At 73.3% G+C, this 21,195-nt stretch carries 17 protein-coding genes; 11 read left to right on the forward strand and 6 right to left on the reverse strand.

Translation table 11 applies throughout. From position 1 onward, the window contains the following. Positions 1-30 precede the first annotated feature (30 nt). The 3 genes from lon to MUU72_RS22330 form a co-directional block, all read right to left on the reverse strand. Positions 31-2,457, reverse strand: coding sequence for an endopeptidase La (lon, locus tag MUU72_RS22320; protein ID WP_248015126.1), 2,427 nt, complete (start codon positions 2,455-2,457; stop codon positions 31-33). 192 nt (positions 2,458-2,649) lie between these two features. Further along, on the reverse strand, positions 2,650-3,510 hold the full coding sequence (locus MUU72_RS22325) for a pentapeptide repeat-containing protein (protein WP_248015127.1): 861 nt from the start codon (positions 3,508-3,510) through the stop codon (positions 2,650-2,652). A 161-nt stretch (positions 3,511-3,671) separates the two neighbouring features. After that, a complete protein-coding gene (locus MUU72_RS22330; protein ID WP_248015128.1) occupies positions 3,672-4,547 on the reverse strand; it encodes a rhomboid-like protein in 876 nt (291 codons plus the stop codon). A gap of 193 nt (positions 4,548-4,740) precedes the next feature. Here MUU72_RS22330 and MUU72_RS22335 point away from each other — a divergent pair, with 193 nt between their 5' ends. The 8 genes from MUU72_RS22335 (at position 4,741) to MUU72_RS22370 (ending at position 14,722) form a co-directional block, all read left to right on the forward strand. After that, positions 4,741-5,484: a polyamine aminopropyltransferase gene (locus tag MUU72_RS22335; protein ID WP_248015129.1), complete on the forward strand. Its 744-nt coding sequence runs from the start codon at positions 4,741-4,743 to the stop codon at positions 5,482-5,484. Positions 5,485-5,567: 83 nt separating this feature from the next. Next, positions 5,568-6,308: a response regulator transcription factor gene (locus tag MUU72_RS22340; RefSeq protein WP_067346991.1), complete on the forward strand. Its 741-nt coding sequence runs from the start codon at positions 5,568-5,570 to the stop codon at positions 6,306-6,308. Then, entirely contained in the window at positions 6,305-7,432 is a 1,128-nt protein-coding gene (locus MUU72_RS22345) for a HAMP domain-containing sensor histidine kinase (RefSeq protein ID WP_248015130.1), read from the forward strand. Before MUU72_RS22340 ends, MUU72_RS22345 begins: the two co-directional genes overlap by 4 nt. Positions 7,433-7,669: 237 nt before the next feature. Then, the gene (locus MUU72_RS22350; protein WP_248015131.1) at positions 7,670-11,446 is read left to right on the forward strand and encodes a multifunctional oxoglutarate decarboxylase/oxoglutarate dehydrogenase thiamine pyrophosphate-binding subunit/dihydrolipoyllysine-residue succinyltransferase subunit; all 3,777 of its coding nucleotides are present in this window, start codon (positions 7,670-7,672) and stop codon (positions 11,444-11,446) included. A 193-nt stretch (positions 11,447-11,639) separates the two neighbouring features. Continuing rightward, positions 11,640-11,819: a DUF6104 family protein gene (locus MUU72_RS22355; protein ID WP_049649445.1), complete on the forward strand. Its 180-nt coding sequence runs from the start codon at positions 11,640-11,642 to the stop codon at positions 11,817-11,819. Between the two features lie 98 nt (positions 11,820-11,917). Continuing rightward, positions 11,918-12,805, forward strand: a complete 888-nt coding sequence (locus MUU72_RS22360; protein WP_248015132.1) for a DUF4097 family beta strand repeat-containing protein — start codon at positions 11,918-11,920, stop codon at positions 12,803-12,805. Between the two features lie 2 nt (positions 12,806-12,807). Next, complete coding sequence (locus MUU72_RS22365; protein ID WP_248015133.1) at positions 12,808-13,884, forward strand: helix-turn-helix transcriptional regulator; 1,077 nt, start codon at positions 12,808-12,810, stop codon at positions 13,882-13,884. A gap of 88 nt (positions 13,885-13,972) precedes the next feature. After that, positions 13,973-14,722: an antibiotic biosynthesis monooxygenase gene (locus MUU72_RS22370; RefSeq protein WP_248015134.1), complete on the forward strand. Its 750-nt coding sequence runs from the start codon at positions 13,973-13,975 to the stop codon at positions 14,720-14,722. On the opposite strand, the gene MUU72_RS22375 is transcribed toward MUU72_RS22370, so the two are convergent. The 3 genes from MUU72_RS22375 to MUU72_RS22385 all read right to left on the reverse strand — a co-directional run bounded on the left by MUU72_RS22375 (position 14,694) and on the right by MUU72_RS22385 (position 17,797). After that, positions 14,694-15,296: a HutD/Ves family protein gene (locus MUU72_RS22375; RefSeq protein WP_248015135.1), complete on the reverse strand. Its 603-nt coding sequence runs from the start codon at positions 15,294-15,296 to the stop codon at positions 14,694-14,696. The two genes, MUU72_RS22370 and MUU72_RS22375, sit on opposite strands and share 29 nt — an antisense overlap. 84 nt (positions 15,297-15,380) lie before the next feature. After that, complete coding sequence (locus tag MUU72_RS22380; RefSeq protein WP_248015136.1) at positions 15,381-16,343, reverse strand: zinc-binding dehydrogenase; 963 nt, start codon at positions 16,341-16,343, stop codon at positions 15,381-15,383. 224 nt (positions 16,344-16,567) lie between these two features. Further along, a complete protein-coding gene (locus MUU72_RS22385; RefSeq protein WP_248015137.1) occupies positions 16,568-17,797 on the reverse strand; it encodes an NAD(P)-dependent malic enzyme in 1,230 nt (409 codons plus the stop codon). 561 nt (positions 17,798-18,358) lie between these two features. Between MUU72_RS22385 and MUU72_RS22390 the strand changes: the two genes are divergently transcribed. From MUU72_RS22390 to MUU72_RS22400, 3 genes are all read left to right on the forward strand, one after another. Further along, the gene (locus MUU72_RS22390) at positions 18,359-19,333 is read left to right on the forward strand and encodes an ABC transporter substrate-binding protein (RefSeq protein ID WP_248015138.1); all 975 of its coding nucleotides are present in this window, start codon (positions 18,359-18,361) and stop codon (positions 19,331-19,333) included. A gap of 70 nt (positions 19,334-19,403) precedes the next feature. Further along, entirely contained in the window at positions 19,404-20,342 is a 939-nt protein-coding gene (locus MUU72_RS22395; RefSeq protein ID WP_248015139.1) for an amino acid ABC transporter permease, read from the forward strand. A gap of 47 nt (positions 20,343-20,389) precedes the next feature. Beyond that, positions 20,390-21,142 (forward strand): amino acid ABC transporter ATP-binding protein, encoded by a 753-nt coding sequence (locus MUU72_RS22400; RefSeq protein ID WP_248015148.1) that lies wholly within the window; start codon positions 20,390-20,392, stop codon positions 21,140-21,142. Positions 21,143-21,195: the final 53 nt, after the last annotated feature.

Raw genomic sequence — 21,195 nt, forward strand, 5'->3', positions numbered from 1 at the left:
CGGGCCGGACCGCCGGGCGGGCCGGGCCCCCTAGGCGGCCACCGGCACCTCGGGCCGGATGCCGTCCGCGGCCGGGGCCAGGGCCAGTTCCAGCACCTGCCGGACGTCCGCCACCGGGTGCACCGTCAGGGTGTCGAGGACCTCGGCGGGGACGTCGTCCAGGTCCGGTTCGTTCCGCTTGGGGATGATCACGGTGGTGACGCCGGCCCGGTGCGCCGCCAGCAGCTTCTGCTTGACGCCGCCGATCGGCAGCACCCGCCCGGTGAGCGAGACCTCACCGGTCATCGCCACGTCCGGGCGCACCTGGCGGCCCGACAGCAGCGAGGCCAGCGCGGTGGTCATCGTGATACCGGCGCTCGGGCCGTCCTTGGGGACGGCGCCGGCCGGCACGTGCAGGTGGACGCCGCGCTCCTTGAGGTCGCCCACCGGCAGCTCCAGTTCGGCGCCGTGCGAGCGCAGGAAGGAGAGCGCGATGTGCGCCGACTCCTTCATCACGTCGCCCAGCTGGCCGGTCAGCGTCAGCCCGGAGCCGCCGGTCTCCGGATCGGCCAGCGACGCCTCGACGTAGAGCACGTCGCCGCCGGCGCCGGTGACCGCCAGGCCGGTGGCCACGCCGGGCACCGCGGTGCGCCGCTCGGCCGGGTCCTGCGCCGACTCCGGGGTGTGGTGCGGCCGTCCGAGCAGCGGGCGCAGCTGCTCCGCGCCGAGCGTGAAGGGCAGCTCCCGCTCGCCCAGTTCGTGCTGGGCGGCGACCTTGCGCAGCAGCCGGGCGAGGGAGCGCTCCAGATTCCGCACCCCGGCCTCGCGGGTGTACTCGCCGGCCAGCTTGCGCAGCGCGGCGTCCTCCACCGTCACCTCGCCGGGGGCCAGGCCCGCCCGCTCCAGCTGCCGGGGCACCAGGTGGTCGCGGGCGATGACGACCTTCTCGTCCTCGGTGTAGCCGTCCAGCCGGACCAGCTCCATGCGGTCCAGGAGCGGTTCGGGGATGGCCTCCAGGACATTGGCGGTGGCCAGGAACACCACGTCGGACAGGTCCAGTTCGACCTCCAGGTAGTGGTCCCGGAAGGTGTGGTTCTGCGCCGGGTCCAGGACCTCCAGCAGGGCGGCGGCCGGGTCGCCGCGGTAGTCGGAGCCGACCTTGTCGATCTCGTCGAGGAGGACGACCGGGTTCATCGAACCGGCCTCCTTGACGGCGCGCACGATCCGGCCGGGCAGCGCGCCGACGTAGGTGCGCCGGTGGCCGCGGATCTCGGCCTCGTCCCGGACGCCGCCGAGCGCGACCCGGACGAACTTCCGCCCCATGGCCCGGGCCACCGATTCGCCGAGCGACGTCTTGCCGACGCCCGGCGGCCCGACCAGCGCCAGCACCGCGCCGCCGCGGCGGCCGCCGACGAGGCCCAGCCCGCGCTCGGCGCGCCGCTTGCGGACGGCGAGGTACTCGGTGATGCGCTCCTTGACGTCCTCCAGGCCGGCGTGGTCGGCGTCCAGCACCCGCTTGGCGCCGGCGATGTCGTAGGCGTCCTCGGTGCGCTCGTGCCAGGGCAGCTCCAGGACGGTGTCCAGCCAGGTGCGGATCCAGCTGCCCTCGGGGCTCTGGTCGCTGGCCCGCTCCAGCTTGTCGACCTCCTTCAGGGCGGCCGTGCGGACCGCCTCGGGGAGGTCGGCGGCCTCGACCCGGGCGCGGTAGTCGCCGCTCTCGTCCTCCGGGTCGCCGTTGAGCTGGGCGAGCTCCTTGCGGACCGCCTCCAGCTGACGGCGCAGCAGGAACTCCCGCTGCTGTTTGTCGACGCCCTCCTGGACGTCCTTGGCGATGGACTCGGCGACGTCCTGCTCGGCCAGGTGGGAGCGCAGCGCCTCGGTGGCGTCCTTCAGGCGGGCGACCGGGTCGGTGGTCTCCAGCAGCCGGCGCTTCTGCTCGGCCGTCAGGAACGGGAGGTAGCCGGCGTTGTCGGCGAGGGTGGGGACGTCGTCGATACCGGCGACCCGGTCGACGACCTGCCAGGCGCCGCGCTTGCGCAGCCAGCTGGTGGCCAGCGCCTTGTATTCGGTGACGAGTTCGGCGATCGCTCCGGGGAGCGGGTCGGGGACCTTCTCGTCCACGGTGGTGCCCTCCACCCAGAGGGCGGCGCCCGGGCCGGTGGTGCCGGCGCCGATGCGCACCCGGCTCAGGCCCCGGATCAGTGCGCCGGGGTCGCCGTCGGACAGCCGGCCGACCTGCTCGACCCGTCCGAGCGTGCCGATGCCCGCGTACGTCCCGTCGATCCGCGGCACCAGCAGGACCGTGGGCTTGCCGCCCGACGGATCGGCGGAGGCGGCGGACTGGGCGGCCTCGACCGCCGCCCGCACCTCGGTGTCGGACAGGTCCAGGGGCACCACCATGCCCGGCAGGACGACTTCGTCGTCGAGGGGCAGCACGGGCAGGGTGAGCGGTGTGGACGCCGTCGGCTCAGCAGTCATGATCTCCCCTTCGGCAAGCAAGTTGAGCTGTACCCACTCAATGCTGGGGAGGCCGCCGTTGTTCCCCGACCGCTGTTCGCTGTGAGCGATCAGGCGGCGGCAACTCGGTTGTGGGGTACGGCCCGTGAGCCCGGTGGGGCCCACGGGCCCGTGAGGCCCCGGGGAGAGAGGGAGGAGCGGCGGCGCGGGCGGCTACCAGTGGGCGGGGCGGCGCAGCCCCTCGGGGACGCGGGTGGCCGCATCGCCGCGGGCGGCGTTCACCTGGGCCTGGGTCAGGAAGACGGCGCCGGTGAGGTCGGCGCCGCGCAGATCGGCGTCCCGCAGGTCGGCCCCGATCAGGTCCGCGGACCGCAGGTCGGCACCGCGCAGATCGGCGGCGATGAGACAGGCCCCGCGCAGGTTGGCGCCCCGGAGGTCGGCGCCCTTGAGCCGCGCCCCCATCAGGTCCGCGCCGCGCCGCTCCTTCTTCCGGCCCGGGACCTTCGCCCGGACCAGTTCGCTGACCCGCAGCAGCAGGGCGTTGACGGTGGCGCGGTGGGCCGGGACGTCGAGCGCGGCCAGCTCCGCGGCGGAGCCGAGGGTCAGCCGCTCGGTCGCCGCCAGCGCCGCCCGCAGTTCCCCCCGCACCGGGCGGGCGGCCGGCAGCGCCACCGCCTCGGTGAGGTACCACAGCAGCTCGTGCAGCTGCCGCATCACCCCGAACGCCTCGAACATCGGCCCGGCGGTCTCCGGCGCGCTCCGCCAGTCCGTCCCGCCGAAGGTGACCTGGGAGACCTTCTGGCCGGCGCCGAAGCACTCGAAGACGGTGCAGCCGGAGAAGCCGCGCTGCCGCAGGTCCCGGTGGATGCCGCAGCGGAAGTCCGCGCCGAGGTTGGGGCAGGGCCGGCCGGCCTCCTTGTCCAGCGCGAAGTCCGCGGAGCGGGCGAACGGCAGCGCCACGCAGCACAGGCCGAAGCAGCTGCCGCAGTCCGACAGCAGCGGGAGCCGGGCGCCGTCCGGGGCCTGGGGGGCGGCGGCGGGGCGGTCCGGGGCGGGGCGGCGCGGGTGCGGCACGGTCTTCTCGGCTCCTGCGGTCGGCGGGCCCCTCGGACGGCACCCGCGTGGGGCCCCATTGTCCGCGACCGCCCCGGCGGACGGGACGGCAGGCGGACGGGCTCACGGGCGGGCGGGCCGGCGGACCGGCAGCCGGGCGGCCGGTCGGGGGGCCGCGCCGGTCAGAGCGTCCGGGCCGGCCGCAGCGCCGGGTGGCCCAGGTCGCCCGGCAGCGGCGCGGGCCCGCCGCGCTGCGCCCGCCAGTGGCGCAGCAGCGGCCAGGCGGCCACCCCCAGGGACAGCGCGAGCAGGTGCCCCCAGTCGGTCATCGGGTCGGCGTAGGTGAGCAGCCCGGCCAGCGCCTGGTAGCCGGCCCCGGCCAGTACGGGCAGCCGCACCCAGCCCGGCAGCAGTCCGGCCAGCGCCCCGGCGCAGGTCATCACGCCGAAGCTGATGCCGTAGTCCAGGCGGTGCAGCGAACTGTCCGGCAGGCCGCCCGCGGCGACCGAGAAGCCCACCGGCACCTCGGTGGCGAGGGTGGCCAGCGCATGGCCGCCGAAGAACACCGCGGCGGTCCGCACCCCGCCGATCCGCCGCTCCAGGGCGGTGACCGCGAAGAGGAAGGCGACCGCGTAACCGGACGCGAGCCCGCCGGCGCTCCACAGGGCGCTGGCGACCAGCACCAGCAGCGGCGCCTGCGCCAGGTGGGCCACGTCCGTACTGGACCCCTGGAGCAGCCGGGAGACCAGGGCCGGGTCGCCGTGCTCGGCGAAGAGCGAGGTGGCGACCAGCAGCAGGGCGTAGCAGAAGGTGAAGGGGGTGCCGGCGGGCGTGGGCAGCAGGCGCCAGGGGCGCAGGGGCACCCGGGTGGGGCCGTCAGGCCCCGGGGCCGCCGGCGGGGCCGCGGCGCCGCCGCGCTGCCGGGGCATCCCGGCGAGCCGCACCGGCGCGGTGCCGTCCGGTGCGGCCGGCCCCGGTCCGGCCGGGTCCGCCCCGTCCCCGGCCGGGGCGGTGCCGGCCGCCGCCCCGCTCGCGCTCACCAGGCTCCGCCACCCCATCGCCCGTCCCCTTCCGCCACCCCGCGCACCGTCCGGGACCACTGTGGCCGACCAACCCATGAGTCAGCTGTGTGAGTGACATCCCTCACGGTTCTCCCCCTCCGTGCGGTGCACCGCACCGGCCCGGGCGCCCCCGGGGAGCGCCCCCGTAAGCCGGTGGACCGGCGCCCCCGCCGTTGGCCAAGATGGCCGCATGGCTCCCGTACCTCCCTGGCACCCGACCGCCGGCGCCGAGCCGGCCGTACGCACCCTCGACCGCCGCGAGGGCCCTTACGGAGAGGTGGTGCTGCGCCGGCGGGACCCGGGCGCCGCGGGCCCCGGGGGGCCCGGGCCGGTCTACGAGATCATCGCCAACGGCTGCTTCCTGATGGACACCTCCGACGGCCGCTCCGAGCGCCTGCTGGTCGACGCCGCGCTGGCCGCGCTCCCGGCGGACCGCCCGGACCCGGCGGTGCTGATCGGCGGCCTGGGCGTGGGCTTCTCGCTGGCCCGGGCGGCGGCCGAGCCGCGCTGGGGCCGGATCGCGGTCGCCGAGCGGGAGCCGGCGGTGATCGACTGGCACCGCACCGGCCCGCTGGCGGCGGTCTCCGGTCCGGCGCTGGCCGACCCGCGCACCGAGATCCTGCCCACCGACCTGGTGGCGTACCTGCGGACGCAGGCGGCTCCGGGCGGCTACGACGCGCTGTGCCTGGACATCGACAACGGCCCCGGCTGGACCGTCACCGAGGACAACGGCGGCCTCTACTCCCCCGCCGGCCTGGCCGCCTGCCGGGCGGCGCTGGCGCCCGGCGGCGTGCTCGCGGTGTGGTCCGCGCAGCCGTCCGCGGCCTTCGAACAGGCGCTGAGAAATGCCGGTTTCGCGGGCGTACGGACCGAAGAGATCCCGGTTGCCCGAGGCGTCCCGGACGTGGTCCACCTGGCGCTCCGGTCCGCGTAGGGCGCGTAGCCGACGGTCACACCATGCCCTTACGCTGCTGCCCAGCAAGACGCGACCACGCAGGGCACATGCAGGGGCGGGCGATGGACCAGACTCAGACAACCCAGGGCGGCACCACCGCGGCCACGCCGGGCGCCCAGCGCCGGGTGCTGGTCGTGGAGGACGATCCGACGATCGTCGAGGCCATCGCCGCCCGGCTGCGCGCGGAGGGCTTCCAGGTGCAGACCGCCACCGACGGCCCGGCCGCGGTGGACACGGCCGAGGCGTGGCAGCCGGACCTGCTCGTCCTCGACGTGATGCTGCCGGGCTTCGACGGCCTGGAGGTGTGCCGCCGGGTGCAGGCGCAGCGGCCGGTACCGGTGATGATGCTCACCGCCCGGGACGACGAGACCGACATGCTGGTCGGCCTCGGCGTCGGCGCCGACGACTACATGACCAAGCCGTTCTCCATGCGGGAGCTGGCCGCCCGGGTGCACGTGCTGCTGCGCCGGGTCGAGCGGGCCGCGCTGGCCGCGCACACCCCGCGCAGCGGCATCCTGCGCCTGGGCGAGCTGGAGATCGACCACGCCCAGCGCCGGGTCCGGGTGCGCGGCAACGACGTCCACCTCACCCCCACCGAGTTCGACCTGCTGGTCTGCCTGGCGAACACCCCGCGCGCGGTGCTCTCCCGCGAGCAGCTGCTCGCCGAGGTCTGGGACTGGGCGGACGCGTCCGGGACGCGGACGGTCGACAGCCACATCAAGGCGCTGCGCCGGAAGATCGGCGCCGAGCGGATCCGCACGGTGCACGGCGTCGGCTACGCCCTGGAGACCCCGCCCGCATGAGCCGGCGGTGGCGGGCGCGGGCCCTGTGGGACCGGGTCTGGGAGGCGCTGCGGCCGCTGGACCCGTACCGCTCGGTCAAGGCGGCGCTGGGCGCGCTGGTGATCGTCTCGGTGATCATCACCACCCTCCTGGTGTTCGTGGCGATGCACTCGGCCACCGAGCTGCGGGTGATCACGATCTTCTCGATCATCGCCTCGCTGCTGGTCACCCAGTTCGTGGCGACCGGCCTGACCGCCCCGCTCGGTGAGATGACCGACGTGACCCGGGCGATGGCGCACGGGGACTACACCCGGCGGGTGCGCGCGGAGCGCCGGGACGAGTTCGGCGACCTGGCCGCCGCCTTCAACCGCATGGCCGCCGACCTGGAGGCGGTGGACACCCACCGCAAGGAATTGGTCGCCAACGTCTCGCACGAGCTGCGCACCCCGATCGCGGCGCTGCGCGCGGTGCTGGAGAACGTCGTCGACGGCGTCTGCGAGCCGGACTCCGACACCATGCGGACGGCGCTGAAGCAGACCGAGCGGCTGGGCCGGCTGGTCGAGCACCTGCTGGACCTGTCCCGGCTGGACAACGGCGTGGTGCCGCTGCACGCCCGGCGCTTCGAGGTCTGGCCGTACCTCTCCGGGGTGCTCAAGGAGGCCAACATGAGCCGCGGCGCCTCGACCCTGTCCGGTCTCTCCGGACTCGCCGGCTCCGGCACCCACACCCGTACGGACGTCCACCTCCACCTCGACGTCTCGCCGCCGGAGCTGACCGCGCACGCCGACGCCGAGCGGCTGCACCAGGTCGTCGCCAACCTCATCGACAACGCGATCAAGCACAGTCCGCGGCACGGCCGGGTCACCGTGCGGGCCCGGCGCGGCGACGGGCCGGAGAGCCTGGTGCTGGAGGTGCAGGACGAGGGGCCGGGGATCCCGGAGTCGGAGCGCTACCGGGTCTTCGAGCGGTTCAACCGCGGCGGGCCGGGGCCCTCGGGGCCGGGCACCGACGGCGGGACGGGCTTGGGCCTGGCCATCGCACGCTGGGCGGTGGACCTGCACGGCGGCCGGATCGGGGTGGCGGAATCACCCCGGGGTTGCCGGATCCGCGTCACTCTTCCGGGGCTGGAGTCAGCCCGGGGTTGACGCTGCCTGACGTAGGGTCGGTGGTGGAAGCACTCATTCCCGTGTGCCCCGGCGCTTCGCGCTACCCGCACACGGGCAAACCCCGTGTGTTTCCCGCCAAGTCATACCCCGAAACCCTCTCGGGAATGTGACGTGCGCGACGAGTGACCCTCCCGGACTGCACCAAAGGTCACAGGAGGCGTAGCCTTTATTCCCGCTGTCCACCACCTTAGGAAGCGGAAGAGGGCGGTTGCCGCCGTGTCGCTACAGTCCCCCAACAGTGCGAGTGTCTCGACCGACCAGGACGAGCAGGGGAAGAATCCCGCTGCCGCGTTCGGTCCCAACGAGTGGCTCGTCGACGAGATCTACCAGCAGTACCTCCAGGACCCGAACTCGGTAGACCGAGCCTGGTGGGACTTCTTCGCCGACTACAAGCCGGGCGGCGGCGCCGCGCCGGCCAAGCCCGCGGAGGGCTCGGCCCCGGCCCCGTCGGCGCCGGCTCCCGCGGCCCCCGCCGCGGACGCGCCGAAGCCCCCGGCCGCCCCGGCCCCGGCCGCGAGCGCTCCGGCCGCCGCGCCGGCGCCGGCGAAGCCCGCCGCGAAGCCCGCGGCCAAGGCCCCCGCGAAGGCCCCGGCGGCCACCGCGGAGGCCGACGGTGCGGCGCCCGCAGGCCCCGAGCTCGTCACCCTGCGCGGCCCGTCGGCGGCCGTCGCGAAGAACATGAGCGCCTCCCTGGAGCTGCCGACGGCCACGTCCGTCCGCGCGGTCCCGGTGAAGCTGCTGTTCGACAACCGCATCGTCATCAACAACCACCTCAAGCGCGCCCGCGGCGGGAAGGTCTCCTTCACGCACATCATCGGGTACGCCATGGTGCAGGCCCTCAAGGCCATGCCGTCGATGAACTACTCGTTCGCGGTCAAGGACGGCAAGCCGACGCTGGTCAAGCCCCCGCACATCAACCTCGGCCTGGCGATCGACCTGGTCAAGGCCAAGGGTGAGCGCCAGCTGGTCGTCGCGGCCATCAAGAAGGCCGAGACCATGAGCTTCTTCGAGTTCTGGCAGGCGTACGAGGACATCGTCCGCCGGGCCCGGGACAACAAGCTCACCATGGACGACTTCACCGGGGTCACCGCGTCGCTGACCAACCCCGGCGGTATCGGCACCGTCCACTCGGTGCCGCGGCTGATGCCCGGCCAGTCCATGATCATGGGCGTCGGCTCGATGGACTACCCGGCCGAGTTCCAGGGCACCTCGCAGGACGCCCTGAACAAGCTGGGTGTCTCCAAGGTCATGACGCTGACCAGCACCTACGACCACCGGGTGATCCAGGGCGCCGCCTCCGGCGAGTTCCTGCGGGTGATGAGCCAGCTGCTGCTCGGCGAGAACGATTTCTTCGACGACATCTTCAAGTCGCTGCGGATCCCCTACGAGCCGGTCCGCTGGCTGCGCGACATCGACGCCAGCCACGACGACGACGTCACCAAGGCCGCCCGGGTCTTCGAGCTGATCCACTCCTACCGGGTCCGCGGCCACGTCATGGCCGACACCGACCCGCTGGAGTACCACCAGCGCAAGCACCCCGACCTGGACATCACCGAGCACGGCCTCACCCTGTGGGACCTGGAGCGGGAGTTCGCGGTCGGCGGCTTCGCCGGCAAGTCGATGATGAAGCTGCGCGACATCCTGGGCGTGCTGCGCGACTCGTACTGCCGCACCACCGGCATCGAGTTCATGCACATCCAGGACCCCAAGCAGCGCAAGTGGATCCAGGACCGGGTCGAGCGCCCGCACAAGTCCCCCGAGCGCGACGAGCAGCTGCGGATCCTGCGCCGGCTGAACTCCGCCGAGGCGTTCGAGACCTTCCTGCAAACCAAGTACGTCGGCCAGAAGCGGTTCTCGCTGGAGGGCGGCGAATCGGTCATCCCGCTGCTGGACGCGGTCATCGACTCCGCGGCCGAGGCGCGGCTGGACGAGGTCGTCATCGGCATGGCCCACCGCGGCCGCCTGAACGTCCTGGCCAACATCGTCGGCAAGTCCTACGCCCAGATCTTCCGCGAGTTCGAGGGCAACCTCGACCCGAAGTCGATGCACGGCTCCGGCGACGTGAAGTACCACCTGGGCGCCGAGGGCACCTTCACCGGCCTGGACGGCGAGCAGATCACCGTCTCGCTGACCGCCAACCCCTCCCACCTGGAGGCCGTGGACCCGGTCGTCGAGGGTGTCGCCCGCGCCAAGCAGGACATCATCAACAAGGGCGGTACGGACTTCACCGTCCTGCCGATCCAGCTGCACGGTGACGCGGCGTTCGCCGGCCAGGGCGTGGTCGCCGAGACGCTCAACATGTCGCAGCTGCGCGGCTACCGCACCGGCGGCACCGTCCACGTCGTCATCAACAACCAGGTCGGCTTCACCGCCGCCCCGGAGTCCTCGCGCTCCTCCATGTACGCCACCGACGTGGCCCGCATGATCGAGGCGCCGATCTTCCACGTCAACGGCGACGACCCCGAGGCCGTCGTCCGCGTCGCGCGGCTGGCCTTCGAGTTCCGCCAGGCGTTCAACAAGGACGTGGTCATCGACCTGATCTGCTACCGCCGCCGCGGCCACAACGAGTCGGACAACCCGGCCTTCACCCAGCCGCTGATGTACGACCTGATCGACAAGAAGCGCTCGGTGCGCAAGCTCTACACCGAGTCGCTGATCGGCCGGGGCGACATCACCCTCGAAGAGGCGGAGCAGGCGCTCCAGGACTTCCAGGGCCAGCTGGAGAAGGTCTTCACCGAGGTCCGCGACGCCACCTCGGCGCCGGCCGCGCCCGAAGTGCCGCAGCCGCAGGCGGAGTTCCCGGTCCACGTGGAGACCGCGGTCTCCCAGGAGGTCGTCAAGCGGATCGCCGAGTCGCAGGTCAGCATCCCCGACCACATCACCGTCCACCCGCGGCTGCTGCCGCAGCTCCAGCGCCGGGCGGCGATGATCGAGGACGACGCGATCGACTGGGGCATGGGCGAGACCCTGGCCATCGGTTCGCTGCTGATGGAGGGCACCCCGGTCCGGCTCGCCGGCCAGGACTCCCGCCGCGGCACCTTCGGCCAGCGCCACGCGGTGCTGATCGACCGGCAGACCGGCGAGGACTACACCCCGCTGCTGTACCTGTCCGAGGACCAGGCCCGCTTCAACGTCTACGACTCGCTGCTCAGCGAGTACGCGGCGATGGGCTTCGAGTACGGCTACTCGCTGGCCCGCCCGGACGCGCTGGTGATGTGGGAGGCGCAGTTCGGTGACTTCACCAACGGCGCGCAGACCGTCATCGACGAGTTCATCTCGTCCGCGGAGCAGAAGTGGGGCCAGACGTCCGGCGTCACCCTGCTGCTGCCGCACGGCTACGAGGGCCAGGGCCCGGACCACTCCTCGGCCCGGATCGAGCGCTTCCTCCAGCTGTGCGCGCAGAACAACATGACCGTGGCGATGCCGACGCTGCCGTCGAACTACTTCCACCTGCTGCGCTGGCAGGTGCACAACCCGCACCACAAGCCGCTGATCGTCTTCACCCCGAAGTCCATGCTGCGGCTGAAGGCGGCGGCGTCGAAGACGTCGGAGTTCACCACCGGCGGCTTCCGCCCGGTCATCGGCGACACCGCGGTCAAGCCCGAGGACGTCCGCAAGGTCGTCTTCTGCTCCGGCAAGGTCTACTACGACCTGGAGGCCGAGCGGGTCAAGCGCGGCGCGTTCGACACCGCGCTGGTCCGGATCGAGCGGCTGTACCCGCTGCCCGGCAAGGAGCTCCAGGCGGAGATCGCCAAGTTCCCGAACGCCGAGAAGTACCTGTGGGCGCAGGAGGAGCCGGCGAACCAGGGTGCCTGGCCGTTCCTCGGTCTGAACCTCATCGACCACCTGGACCTGGCGGTGGGTGCCGACGTCCCGCACGGTGAGCGCCTGCGCCGCATCTCGCGGCCGCACAGCTCCTCGCCGGCGGTCGGCTCGGCCAAGCGGCACCAGGCCGAGCAGGCGCAGCTGGTGGCGGAGGTCTTCGAGGCGTAACGCCGCGGCGGCCGGCCGCGCCGAACGGCGGTCCGCGAAGGGCCCGTTCCCCCTCCGGTGGGGCGGGCCCTTCGGGCTGTCCGGGGTACGGCCGGGGGCCCGGAGCCGGTGGCGCGGGCCGGGCCCGCGGCTGCCTATCCTGACCGCACGGTCCCATGACCTGGACCGTTCCTGAGCATCTGTGGGAGAGCACGTGTACTTCACCGACCGTGGCATCGAGGAGCTGGAGAACCGGCGCGGCGAGGAGGAGGTCACCCTGGGGTGGCTGGCCGAGCAGCTGCGGACGTTCGTGGACCTGAACCCGGACTTCGAGGTTCCGGTGGAGCGGCTGGCCACCTGGCTGGCGCGGCTGGACGACGAGGACGACGAGTAGGGCCCCTCCGGGCCGCTTGACTCCCGCACGCTGCGATATATCGTGTTCTCAGAAGACGCGATATGTTGCGTCGTCCGCCCACCCAGGGGAGGCCAGGGATGTCAGCCCGGACCGCGTGGACGGTCTCCGCGCCCCGCACGCTGGAGATCGAGGAACCCGTCGACGCGCTCACCGTGCGCCTGGTGGGCGGCACCGTCAACGTCGTCGGCACCCCCGAGGGCGGGCCGGCCCGGCTGGAGGTCTCCGAGCTGAACGGCCCGCCGCTGGCGGTCTCCTGGGCCGACGGCACGCTCCGGATCGGCTATGACGACCTGCCCGGGAAGGGCTTCCTGTCGTTCCTGGACGGCACCGGGTGGCAGCGCGGCGCGGTGGTCTCGGTGACGGTGCCGGCCGCCACCCGCGTCGAGGTGGGCACGGTCGGCGCCGGGGCGGTGGTCTCCGGCATAGCGGGCGGCACCGAGGTGTGCGGGGTCAGCGGCGAGTGCACCCTCGTCGGCCTGGCCGGCCCGGTCCGCGCCGAGACGGTCTCCGGCAACGTCCAGGCCCAGGCCCTCACCGGCGATCTGGTGTTCCACTCGGTCTCCGGCGAGCTGACGGTCGTCGAGGGCACCGGCGGCGGGGTGCGGGCCGAGACGGTCAGCGGCGGTCTGGTCCTGGACCTCGAACCGGCGGCGGGCACCCGGATCGACCTGACCACGGTGTCCGGGGAGATCGCCATCCGGCTGCCCGACCCGGCCGACGCCCGGGTGGACGCCAACACCACCACCGGCGCGGTCACCAACGCCTTCGACGACCTGCGGGTCACCGGCCGGTGGGGCGCCAGGCGGATCACCGGCGCGCTCGGCGCCGGCACCGGCCACCTGAAGGCCACCACCGTCTCCGGTGCCCTGGCGCTGCTGCGCCGCCCGCCCGCCGAGGAGCCGGGGCCCGGCCCGCAGGACGGCCCCGCCCCCACGACCCCGCCCGCCGGGAAGAAGGTGCTCTGAGCATGCCCCCCGTCTTCGCCCACGGCCGCCTGCGGCTCTACCTCCTCAAGCTGCTCGACGAGGCCCCGCGGCACGGCTACGAGATCATCCGCCTCCTGGAGGAGCGCTTCCAGGGGCTGTACGCGCCGTCCGCCGGCACGGTCTACCCGCGCCTGGCCAAGCTGGAGGCCGAGGGCCTGGTGACCCACACGACCGAGGGCGGCCGCAAGGTCTACTCGATCACCGGCACCGGCCGCGCCGAACTGGCCGACCGCGGCGGCGAACTCGCCGAACTGGAGCTGGAGATCCGGGAGTCGGTGGCGGCGCTCGCCTCGGACATCCGGGAGGACGTCAGCGGTTCCGCGCGCCATCTGCGCCAGGAGGTCAAGGAGGCCGCCCGGCAGGCCCGGGCCGGCGCCGGGAAGGCCGGGCGCACGGGCGCGGCCGGCGGCCGGCCCGCCCCGGAGGCGGCCGGCCCCTTCGAGGGCGCGTTCGGCGACAAGGACGCCTGGCGGCAGGCGAAGGAGGAGTTCCGCCGCGCCAAGGAGGAGTGGAAGGAGCAGGCCCGGCGCGCCAAGGAGGAGAGCCGCCGCGCCCGGCAGGAGGCCCAGCGCGCCCGCAAGCAGGCCCGGGACGCCCAGGCGCACGCCCGCGAGGAGGTCCAGCGGGTGATCCGGCACGTCCAGGAGCAGGCGCAGGACGCGGTCCGCACCGGCGACTGGTCCTCGGCCCTGCGCGAGGCGCTCGGCGAGGTCTCCCGCGAGGTCGGCCGCTACACCTCCGCCGCGTCCGGCGGCGCCCCGGAGGAGCCCGTGGACCTGGCCAAGGAGCCCGCCGAGGAGGCCGCCGCGCGCCCCGCCGAGCGGCCCTCCGAGCAGCCCGCCGGGCAGCCGCCGCTGCCCGCCTGGGCCACCGAGCCCGGCAGCGGCGACCCGGCCCGCGACTTCGACCGCCTGCTGGACCGCTTCCGCGACGACCTGCGGGACGCGGCCCGCGACCACGGCGTCAGCCCCGAGCAGCTCACCGCCGCCCGCCACCTCCTCGCGGACACCGCCGCCCACCTCGGCGCCCTGCTGCACCGCCCGGACGGGGGCGCCTAGCGGGCGCCGGTGGCCAAGCCGCTTGACCTCGAGCGCACTTGAGGCTCCAGGCTGCTCCGTACCATCCACGGTTCCCCACGGAGACGCCATGCCCCTCACCGACGCCCACCCCGACGTCCTGCGCCCCGACGCCGGCACCGTGCTCGTCAGCCCCTGGATCGTGCCGGAGCCCCGCTTCCAGGAGGCGGCGGCGAACGCGCTGCTCGACGCCTGGGAGAAGCAGCGGCGGCTCCCGGACGCGATGCTGGCGCTCGCGGTGTTCCTGAGCACCGACGGCACCCATGTGCTGCACTACGCGCAGTGGACGGACGACGAGGCCCACCGGGAGTGGGCGCGCGCCGCGCGGCCCGCGGCCCTCGTTCCGATCGACGAGGCGATCCCGGGCATCCGCCGCCCCGGCGTGGTCCGCTACCGCCGCTACCGCAGCCACGTCCCGGAGCGGCCCGGGGCACCGCGGCCCGGCTTCGTGGCCACCCCGGCCTTCGCCACCACCGGGCCGGACACCCAGCGCGCGCTCGCCGGCACCGTCGTCGAGCGGCTGGCGCGGGAGCGGGTCCCGGGCCTCCTCGGCGCCCACTTCCACCTCTCCGAGGACGGCACGCGAGTGCTCAACCACGCGGAGTGGACGGACCGTTCGGCCTGGGAGGAGTTCGCGGCCGGGGGCGTCTCGGCGCGGCTGCGGGAGGCGATCGGGGCCCTGCCCGGCGTCTCCCCCGCCCCGGCGGTCCCCCTCGACGCGCCGGCCGCGTCGGCGGCGCCCGCCGCCCCGCGGCCGCCGGTCGCCGGCTACCGGCTCCACCGGACGCTGGTCAACGTCCCGTCGCCGCGGGCCCGTTGACGTCGGACAGGCAGATCAGCGCGGCGGTCCCGGACGTCCGCACGACCACGGGCGCCGCCGCGTCCGGTGCCCCTTCCAGCACGGCCGCGTCGTACCGCGCCAGCCGGACGGCCTCCTCCCCGGCCGCCGCGGGGCCCAGCCAGGTCGCGCCGTCCAGCGCGACCACCACCGCGGTCCCCGGTCCGGCCACCTCCCGGCTGCCGCGCACCAGCGCGACGTCCGCCGCGGTCCGCCCCGCCCGGACCATCACGTTGAGGTTGACGACCGGGCCGCCGAGCAGCCGGGAGCCGGTGGCGGCGGCGCCGGGGAAGCCGAACGGGCGGTAGCGGCCGGGGAGGTGGTGCACGGTGCCGTCCACGGTCAGCTCCAGACCGGCGCCCTCGACGACGGTGAGGATCCGATGGACGCCGGGCAGTGGGGAGTACGGCCCGTCCCGGGTCACCTCGGCCAGGCTCACCCGCCAGGCGAAGGCGTCCCAGCCCGCGCCCGGCGGGTGCGCGGCCACCTCGCGGGTGAGCCCGCCGCCGTTGCGCCACGGCACGGCCGTCCGCGCCGCGGCCCGCAGGATCCGCACGTCTCCCTCCCTCCCGAACACCGGCCGCGGCCGCACCGGACCCCGCCGGACCACCGCCACCGCACCGCCTCCGTACCGCCGCTGTCAGACCGTCAGGACGATCTTCCCGAACAGATCGCCCTCGGCCATCTTCGCGAAGCCCTCGCGCGCCCGGTCCAGCGGCAGGGTGGAGTCGATCACCGGCCGGATGCCCTTGGCGGCGCAGAAGCTCAGCAGTCCGGCCAGCTCCTCCTTGCTGCCCATCGTGGAGCCGACGATCCTCAGCTCCAGGAAGAAGATGCGGTTCAGCTCACCGCTCTTGGGCGTGAAGCCGCTGGTGGCGCCCGAGATGACCAGAGTGCCGCCGGGGCGCAGGGACTTGACCGAGTGCGACCAGGTGGCCGCGCCGACCGTCTCGATCACCGCGTCCACCTTCCGGGGCAGCCGCTCGCCGGTCCCGAACGCCGCCTCGGCGCCCAGCTCCACCGCGCGCTTGCGCTTGGTCTCGTCCCGGCTGGTGGCGAAGACCCGCAGGCCCGCCGCGGCGCCCAGGACGATGGCGGCGGTGGCCACCCCGCCGCCGGCGCCCTGCACCAGCACGGTGTCCCCGGGCCGCACCGCGGCGTTGGTGAACAGCATCCGGTACGCGGTCAGCCAGGCGGTGGGCAGGCAGGCGGCCTCCGCGAAGGACAGCTCCGCGGGCTTGGGGAGGACGTTCCACGCCGGTACGGTGACCCGCTCGGCGAACGTGCCCTGGTACCGCTCGGTGAGGATCGAGGGCTTCTCGTCCGGGCCGACGCCGTGGCCGGTCTGCCCGATGACGGAGTGCAGGACGACCTCGTTGCCGTGCTCGTCGATCCCGGCGGCGTCGCAGCCGAGGATCATCGGGAACGACTCCTCGGTGATCCCGACGCCGCGCAGCGTCCACAGGTCGTGGTGGTTGAGGGAGGCGGCCTTGACGTCGACGGTGGTCCAGCCGGGGCGGGCCGCGGGGGCCGGGCGCTCCCCCAGTTCGAGGCCGTTCAGCGGCTGGTCGCGGTCGATGCGGGCGGCGTAGGCAGCAAACATGATCCCAAACTAGGGCGCGGGCGCGCGGTGCGACAGCGGGCGCGGGTGTGACACGCGCCGCGCCGGCGCCGCCGGGCGGCCCGATCCCGGCGCCGGCATCCGGCCGACGGCCCTTGCGCCGGACGTCCCGTGGGGCGAAGTCCGCGCAAAGCCGGACGGGCCGGGCCGGACCCGCGAGGGGTGCCGGCCCGGCCCGTCGGCCGCGGTCCGTCCTGGGACGCCGGTCAGGCTCGCGCCACGCCCTCCGCGCGGGCGGCGGCCGCGACGGCCGCGGTGACCGCCGGGGCGACCCGCTCGTCGAACGGCGAGGGGATGACCTTCTCCGCGCTGAGCTCGTCGGCGACGACGGCGGCCAGCGCCTCGGCGGCGGCCAGCTTCATGCCCTCGGTGATCTGCGAGGCGCGCACCTGCATCGCGCCGGCGAAGATGCCGGGGAAGGCCAGCACGTTGTTGATCTGGTTCGGGAAGTCGCTGCGCCCGGTGGCGACCACCGCGGCGTACTTGTGGGCGACGTCCGGGTGGATCTCCGGGTTGGGGTTGGCCATGGCGAAGATCATCGAGTCCTTCGCCATCGTGGCCACCGCCTCCTCCGGCACGGTGCCGCCGGAGACGCCGATGAAGACGTCGGCACCCTTCAGCGCGGTCTCCAGCGAGCCGGTCAGCCCCTGCTTGTTGGTGAAGCCGGCCAGTTCGCGCTTGACGTCGGTGAGGTCGCCGCGGTCCGCCGAGACGATGCCCTTGCGGTCGCAGACCGCCACGTCGCCGATGCCCGCCTCGACGAGGATCTTGGCGATGGCGACCCCGGCCGCACCGGCGCCCGAGATGACCGCCCGCAGCTGCCCCAGCGCGCGGTCGGTGAGCTTGGCCGCGTTGCGCAGCGCCGCCAGGGTGACCACGGCGGTGCCGTGCTGGTCGTCGTGGAACACCGGGATGTCCAGGCGCTCCTTGAGCTTCTGCTCGATCTCGAAGCACCGGGGCGCCGAGATGTCTTCGAGGTTGACGCCGCCGAAGGAGGGCGCGAGGCGGACGACGGTGTCCACGATCTCGTCGGTGTCGGTGGTGGCGAGCGCGATCGGGACCGCGTCCACGCCGCCGAACTGCTTGAAGAGGATGGCCTTGCCCTCCATCACCGGGAGGGAGGCTTCCGGGCCGATGTCACCGAGGCCCAGCACCGCGGTGCCGTCGGTGACCACGGCGACGACCTGGGACTTCCAGGTGTAGTCGTGCACGAGCTCGGGACGCTCGGCGATGGCGCTGCACACCTTGGCGACGCCCGGCGTGTACGCGAGGGACAGGTCGTCCTTGTCGCGCACCGGCACGGTGGCCTGGATGGCCATCTTGCCGCCGCGGTGCAGCGCGAAGGCCGGGTCGAGGAGTTCGCCGGACGTGCCGTCCGCGCCTTCTCCCGCGCCGGTCTCGCTGTCGCTGCGAGGATTGACGATCTCCGCTGCCACTGTTCTCTGACCCCTTTGTCGTAAATCTGTTGAGGGTGGCCACTCCCTGGTTGGGGGGTGGGCGGGCACCGCGCCCGCGCCCTGCCCGGCGGATGGCCGCCGCGCGGGGGGAGGTACGGACGCCGGGCGCGCCGCACACGCGCCCTGAGCCCCGGATGAGGGGTGTAACGACCCTTTCTACCGGACGCGCATGCGAGGCGACGAGTCAGATTCGTTACCTGCTGGTACAGGGCTCCGACAATAGCGACGTAACGCCCGAAAATGCCGAAGATCCCTCGGGGTTGTCCGGATTCCGAGACGCCGCGACCACCCCCGCCCCGCACCCGCGCCCCGCCCGCCCCCGCTTTCCCTTGCGCCGCACGGCCTGCGGCGTTCCTTGCCCGTCCGTTATCCGATTTTGACCTGTACGACAGTCCGAATACCGGAGTCCGGATGGCAAGATTCCGTCACCGACCGCGGGCCCCCGCCCAAAGGTGCCCAAAGGTGTGCGCCGGCCCCTTCTCACCAGCACACCGGCTGCCCACACTGGCACGTCGGTTCCCCATCCGCAGGAGGATCAGCATGACCGCAGACACCACCCGTCGCGCGGCGGCCGGCAGGTCCGGCAGGGCCGCGGCGGCGATAGCCACGGTCACCGCATCGCTGCTGCTGCTCAGCGCCTGCGGTGACCAGACCGACGCGGCGATCGCCCGGCGGGAGGCGGCCAAGAACCGCAATCCGCACGCCCCGCTCTTCAGCAAGCTCCCCAAGGACATCCAGGACAAGGGGATGCTCCAGGTCGGTTCGGACATCACCTACAAGCCGGTGGAGTTCCGCTCCAACGGCGCGGTGGAGGGCATCGATCCGGATCTCGCCGCGGCGCTCGGCGAAGAACTCGGCATCAAGCTCAATTTCAACAACGCGACCTTCGACACCCTCATGGGCGGTCTGAAGTCCAAGCGCTACGACATCGCGATGTCGGCGATGACCGACACCAAGGACCGCCAGCAGGGCGTCGACTCGACCACCGGCAAGAAGATCGGCGACGGTGTCGACTTCGTCGACTACCTCAACGTCGGGGTCTCCCTCTACACCCAGAAGGGCAAGACCAAGGGCATCGACGGCTGGGAGACCATGTGCGGCAAGAAGCTGGCCGTGCAGCGCGGCACCGTCTCCCACGACCTGGCCAAGGACAAGTCCAAGGCGTGTGAGGACGCCGGCCAGCAGCCGATCTCCATCGAGGCGTTCGACAACGACTCCGAGGCCCAGACCCGGCTGCGGACCGCCGGTGTGGACGCGGTCTCCAGCGACTACCCGGTGGCGGCCTACGCGGTGCAGGTCTCCGGCGGCGGCAACGACTTCCAGATGGTCGGCGGCGCCCCCCTCAAAGCGGCCCCCTACGGCATCGCCGTTCCCAAGGGCCAGGACCAGCTGCGCGACGCCCTCAAGGCGGCCGTGGAGCTGGCGATCAAGAACCACGCGTACGAGCGCGTCCTGGCCAAGTGGAACGTCAAGGACGCCGCGGTCAAGGACGTGCAGATCAACGGCGGCACCTGAGCCGGCCGGCCCGTCCCCGCCACGCCCCGCGCGCACCGCCGCTCCCGCCCACGCTGAAAGGCATTCCTCCGTGTCAGTTGACGTCGACAAGCCGGCCGAGCCGCCGGCGGCCGCACCGCCGGCCCAGCCCGAGCCCATCAAAGCCATTCCGGTCCGCCACTACGGGCGCTGGATCGCCGCGCTCGTCGTCATCGGGCTGCTGGCGCTGCTCGTGCGGGCCTTCGCCTCCGGGAAGGTCAACTGGGGCGCGATACCGGAGTACATGTTCAACGCGGACATCCTCAAGGGCCTCCGCAACACCCTGTGGATCACCCTGCTGGCGATGGTGATCGGCGTCGGCCTGGGCGTCGTCCTCGCGGTGATGCGGCAGTCCAAGAACCCGGTGACCTCGTCCGTGGCGTGGTTCTACATCTGGTTCTTCCGCGGTACGCCGGTCTACGTCCAGCTCTTCCTGTGGTTCAACCTCGGCCTGGTCTTCCAGTACATCGACATCATGCCGATCTACAAGGACGAGTGGTCGGACTTCATGACCCCGTTCCTGTGCGCGCTGCTCGGCCTCGGCCTCAACGAGGCCGCGTACATGGCCGAGATCTGCCGGGCCGGTCTGAACGCGGTGGACGAGGGCCAGACCGAGGCGGCGCACGCGCTGGGCATGAGCCACGGCAAGACGCTGCGCCGGATCATCGTGCCGCAGGCGATGCGGGTGATCGTGCCGCCGACCGGCAACGAGGTCATCAACATGCTCAAGACCTCGTCCCTGGTCATCGCCGTCCAGTACTACGACCTGCTCCAGGCCGCGCAGAACGTCGGCCGGGACTCCGGTGTGGTCGTCGAGATGCTGATCCTGGCCGCGGCCTGGTACCTCATCGCCACCACGGTGCTCAGCATCGGCCAGTACTACCTGGAGCGCTACTACGCCCGCGGCTCCAGCCGCCAGCTTCCGCCCACCCCGTTCCAGCGTCTGAAGACCAAGCTGGCCGGCCCGAACCGCGCCGGAGGTGCGGCATGAGCAAGTCCACCAAGCCCTCGGCGAGCACCGGCAGGTCCGGGGTGCCGATGGTCAAGGCCGAGGGCGTGCACAAGTCCTTCGGCGCGGCCCACATCCTCAAGGGCATCGACCTGGAGGTGGCGCCCGGGGAGGTCTTCTGCCTGATCGGCCCGTCCGGCTCCGGCAAGTCCACCTTCCTGCGGTGCATCAACCACCTGGAGAAGATCAACGCCGGGCGGCTGTCGGTCGACGGCGAACTGGTCGGCTACCGCGAGCACCACGGCAAGCTCTACGAGCTGCGGGACCGCGAGGTCGCCGCCCGCCGCCGCGACATCGGCATGGTCTTCCAGCGCTTCAACCTCTTCCCGCACATGACCGCGCTGGAGAACATCATGGAGGCGCCGGTCCAGGTCAAGGGCGAGTCCAAGGCGGCCGCCCGGGAGCGTGCGGCCAAGCTGCTGGACCGCGTCGGGCTCGGCGGCAAGGCCGGCAACTACCCCTCGCAGCTCTCCGGCGGGCAGCAGCAGCGGGTGGCCATCGCCCGGGCGCTGGCCATGGAGCCCAAGCTGATGCTCTTCGACGAGCCGACCTCGGCCCTCGACCCGGAGCTGGTCGGCGACGTCCTGGACGTCATGAAGGACCTGGCCGCGGACGGCATGACGATGGTCGTGGTGACCCACGAGATGGGCTTCGCCCGGGAGGTCGGCGACTCGCTGGTCTTCATGGACGACGGGGTGGTGGTCGAATCCGGCCACCCGCGGGAGGTCCTCACCAACCCCCGGCACGAGCGGACCCAGTCGTTCCTCTCCAAGGTCCTCTGAGCGGCCGCGGGGGGGGGGGGGGGGGGGGCCGCCCCCCCCCCCGCCCCCCCGCC

The organism is Streptomyces rhizoryzae (genome assembly GCF_023155275.1).
Taxonomy (GTDB): domain Bacteria; phylum Actinomycetota; class Actinomycetes; order Streptomycetales; family Streptomycetaceae; genus Streptomyces; species Streptomyces rhizoryzae.

What these genes read in the sequence shown, in the direction of transcription:
- MUU72_RS22390 (WP_248015138.1), top strand. Translation starts at nt 18,359, where the DNA reads ATGACCGCAGACACCACCCGTCGCGCGGCGGCCGGCAGGTCCGGCAGG.
- MUU72_RS22380 (WP_248015136.1), bottom strand. Translation starts at nt 16,343, where the DNA reads ATGTTTGCTGCCTACGCCGCCCGCATCGACCGCGACCAGCCGCTGAAC.
- MUU72_RS22330 (WP_248015128.1), bottom strand. Translation starts at nt 4,547, where the DNA reads ATGGGGTGGCGGAGCCTGGTGAGCGCGAGCGGGGCGGCGGCCGGCACC.
- MUU72_RS22340 (WP_067346991.1), top strand. Translation starts at nt 5,568, where the DNA reads ATGGACCAGACTCAGACAACCCAGGGCGGCACCACCGCGGCCACGCCG.
- MUU72_RS22335 (WP_248015129.1), top strand. Translation starts at nt 4,741, where the DNA reads ATGGCTCCCGTACCTCCCTGGCACCCGACCGCCGGCGCCGAGCCGGCC.
- MUU72_RS22360 (WP_248015132.1), top strand. Translation starts at nt 11,918, where the DNA reads ATGTCAGCCCGGACCGCGTGGACGGTCTCCGCGCCCCGCACGCTGGAG.
- MUU72_RS22400 (WP_248015148.1), top strand. Translation starts at nt 20,390, where the DNA reads ATGGTCAAGGCCGAGGGCGTGCACAAGTCCTTCGGCGCGGCCCACATC.
- lon (WP_248015126.1), bottom strand. Translation starts at nt 2,457, where the DNA reads ATGACTGCTGAGCCGACGGCGTCCACACCGCTCACCCTGCCCGTGCTG.
- MUU72_RS22365 (WP_248015133.1), top strand. Translation starts at nt 12,808, where the DNA reads ATGCCCCCCGTCTTCGCCCACGGCCGCCTGCGGCTCTACCTCCTCAAG.
- MUU72_RS22370 (WP_248015134.1), top strand. Translation starts at nt 13,973, where the DNA reads ATGCCCCTCACCGACGCCCACCCCGACGTCCTGCGCCCCGACGCCGGC.
- MUU72_RS22345 (WP_248015130.1), top strand. Translation starts at nt 6,305, where the DNA reads ATGAGCCGGCGGTGGCGGGCGCGGGCCCTGTGGGACCGGGTCTGGGAG.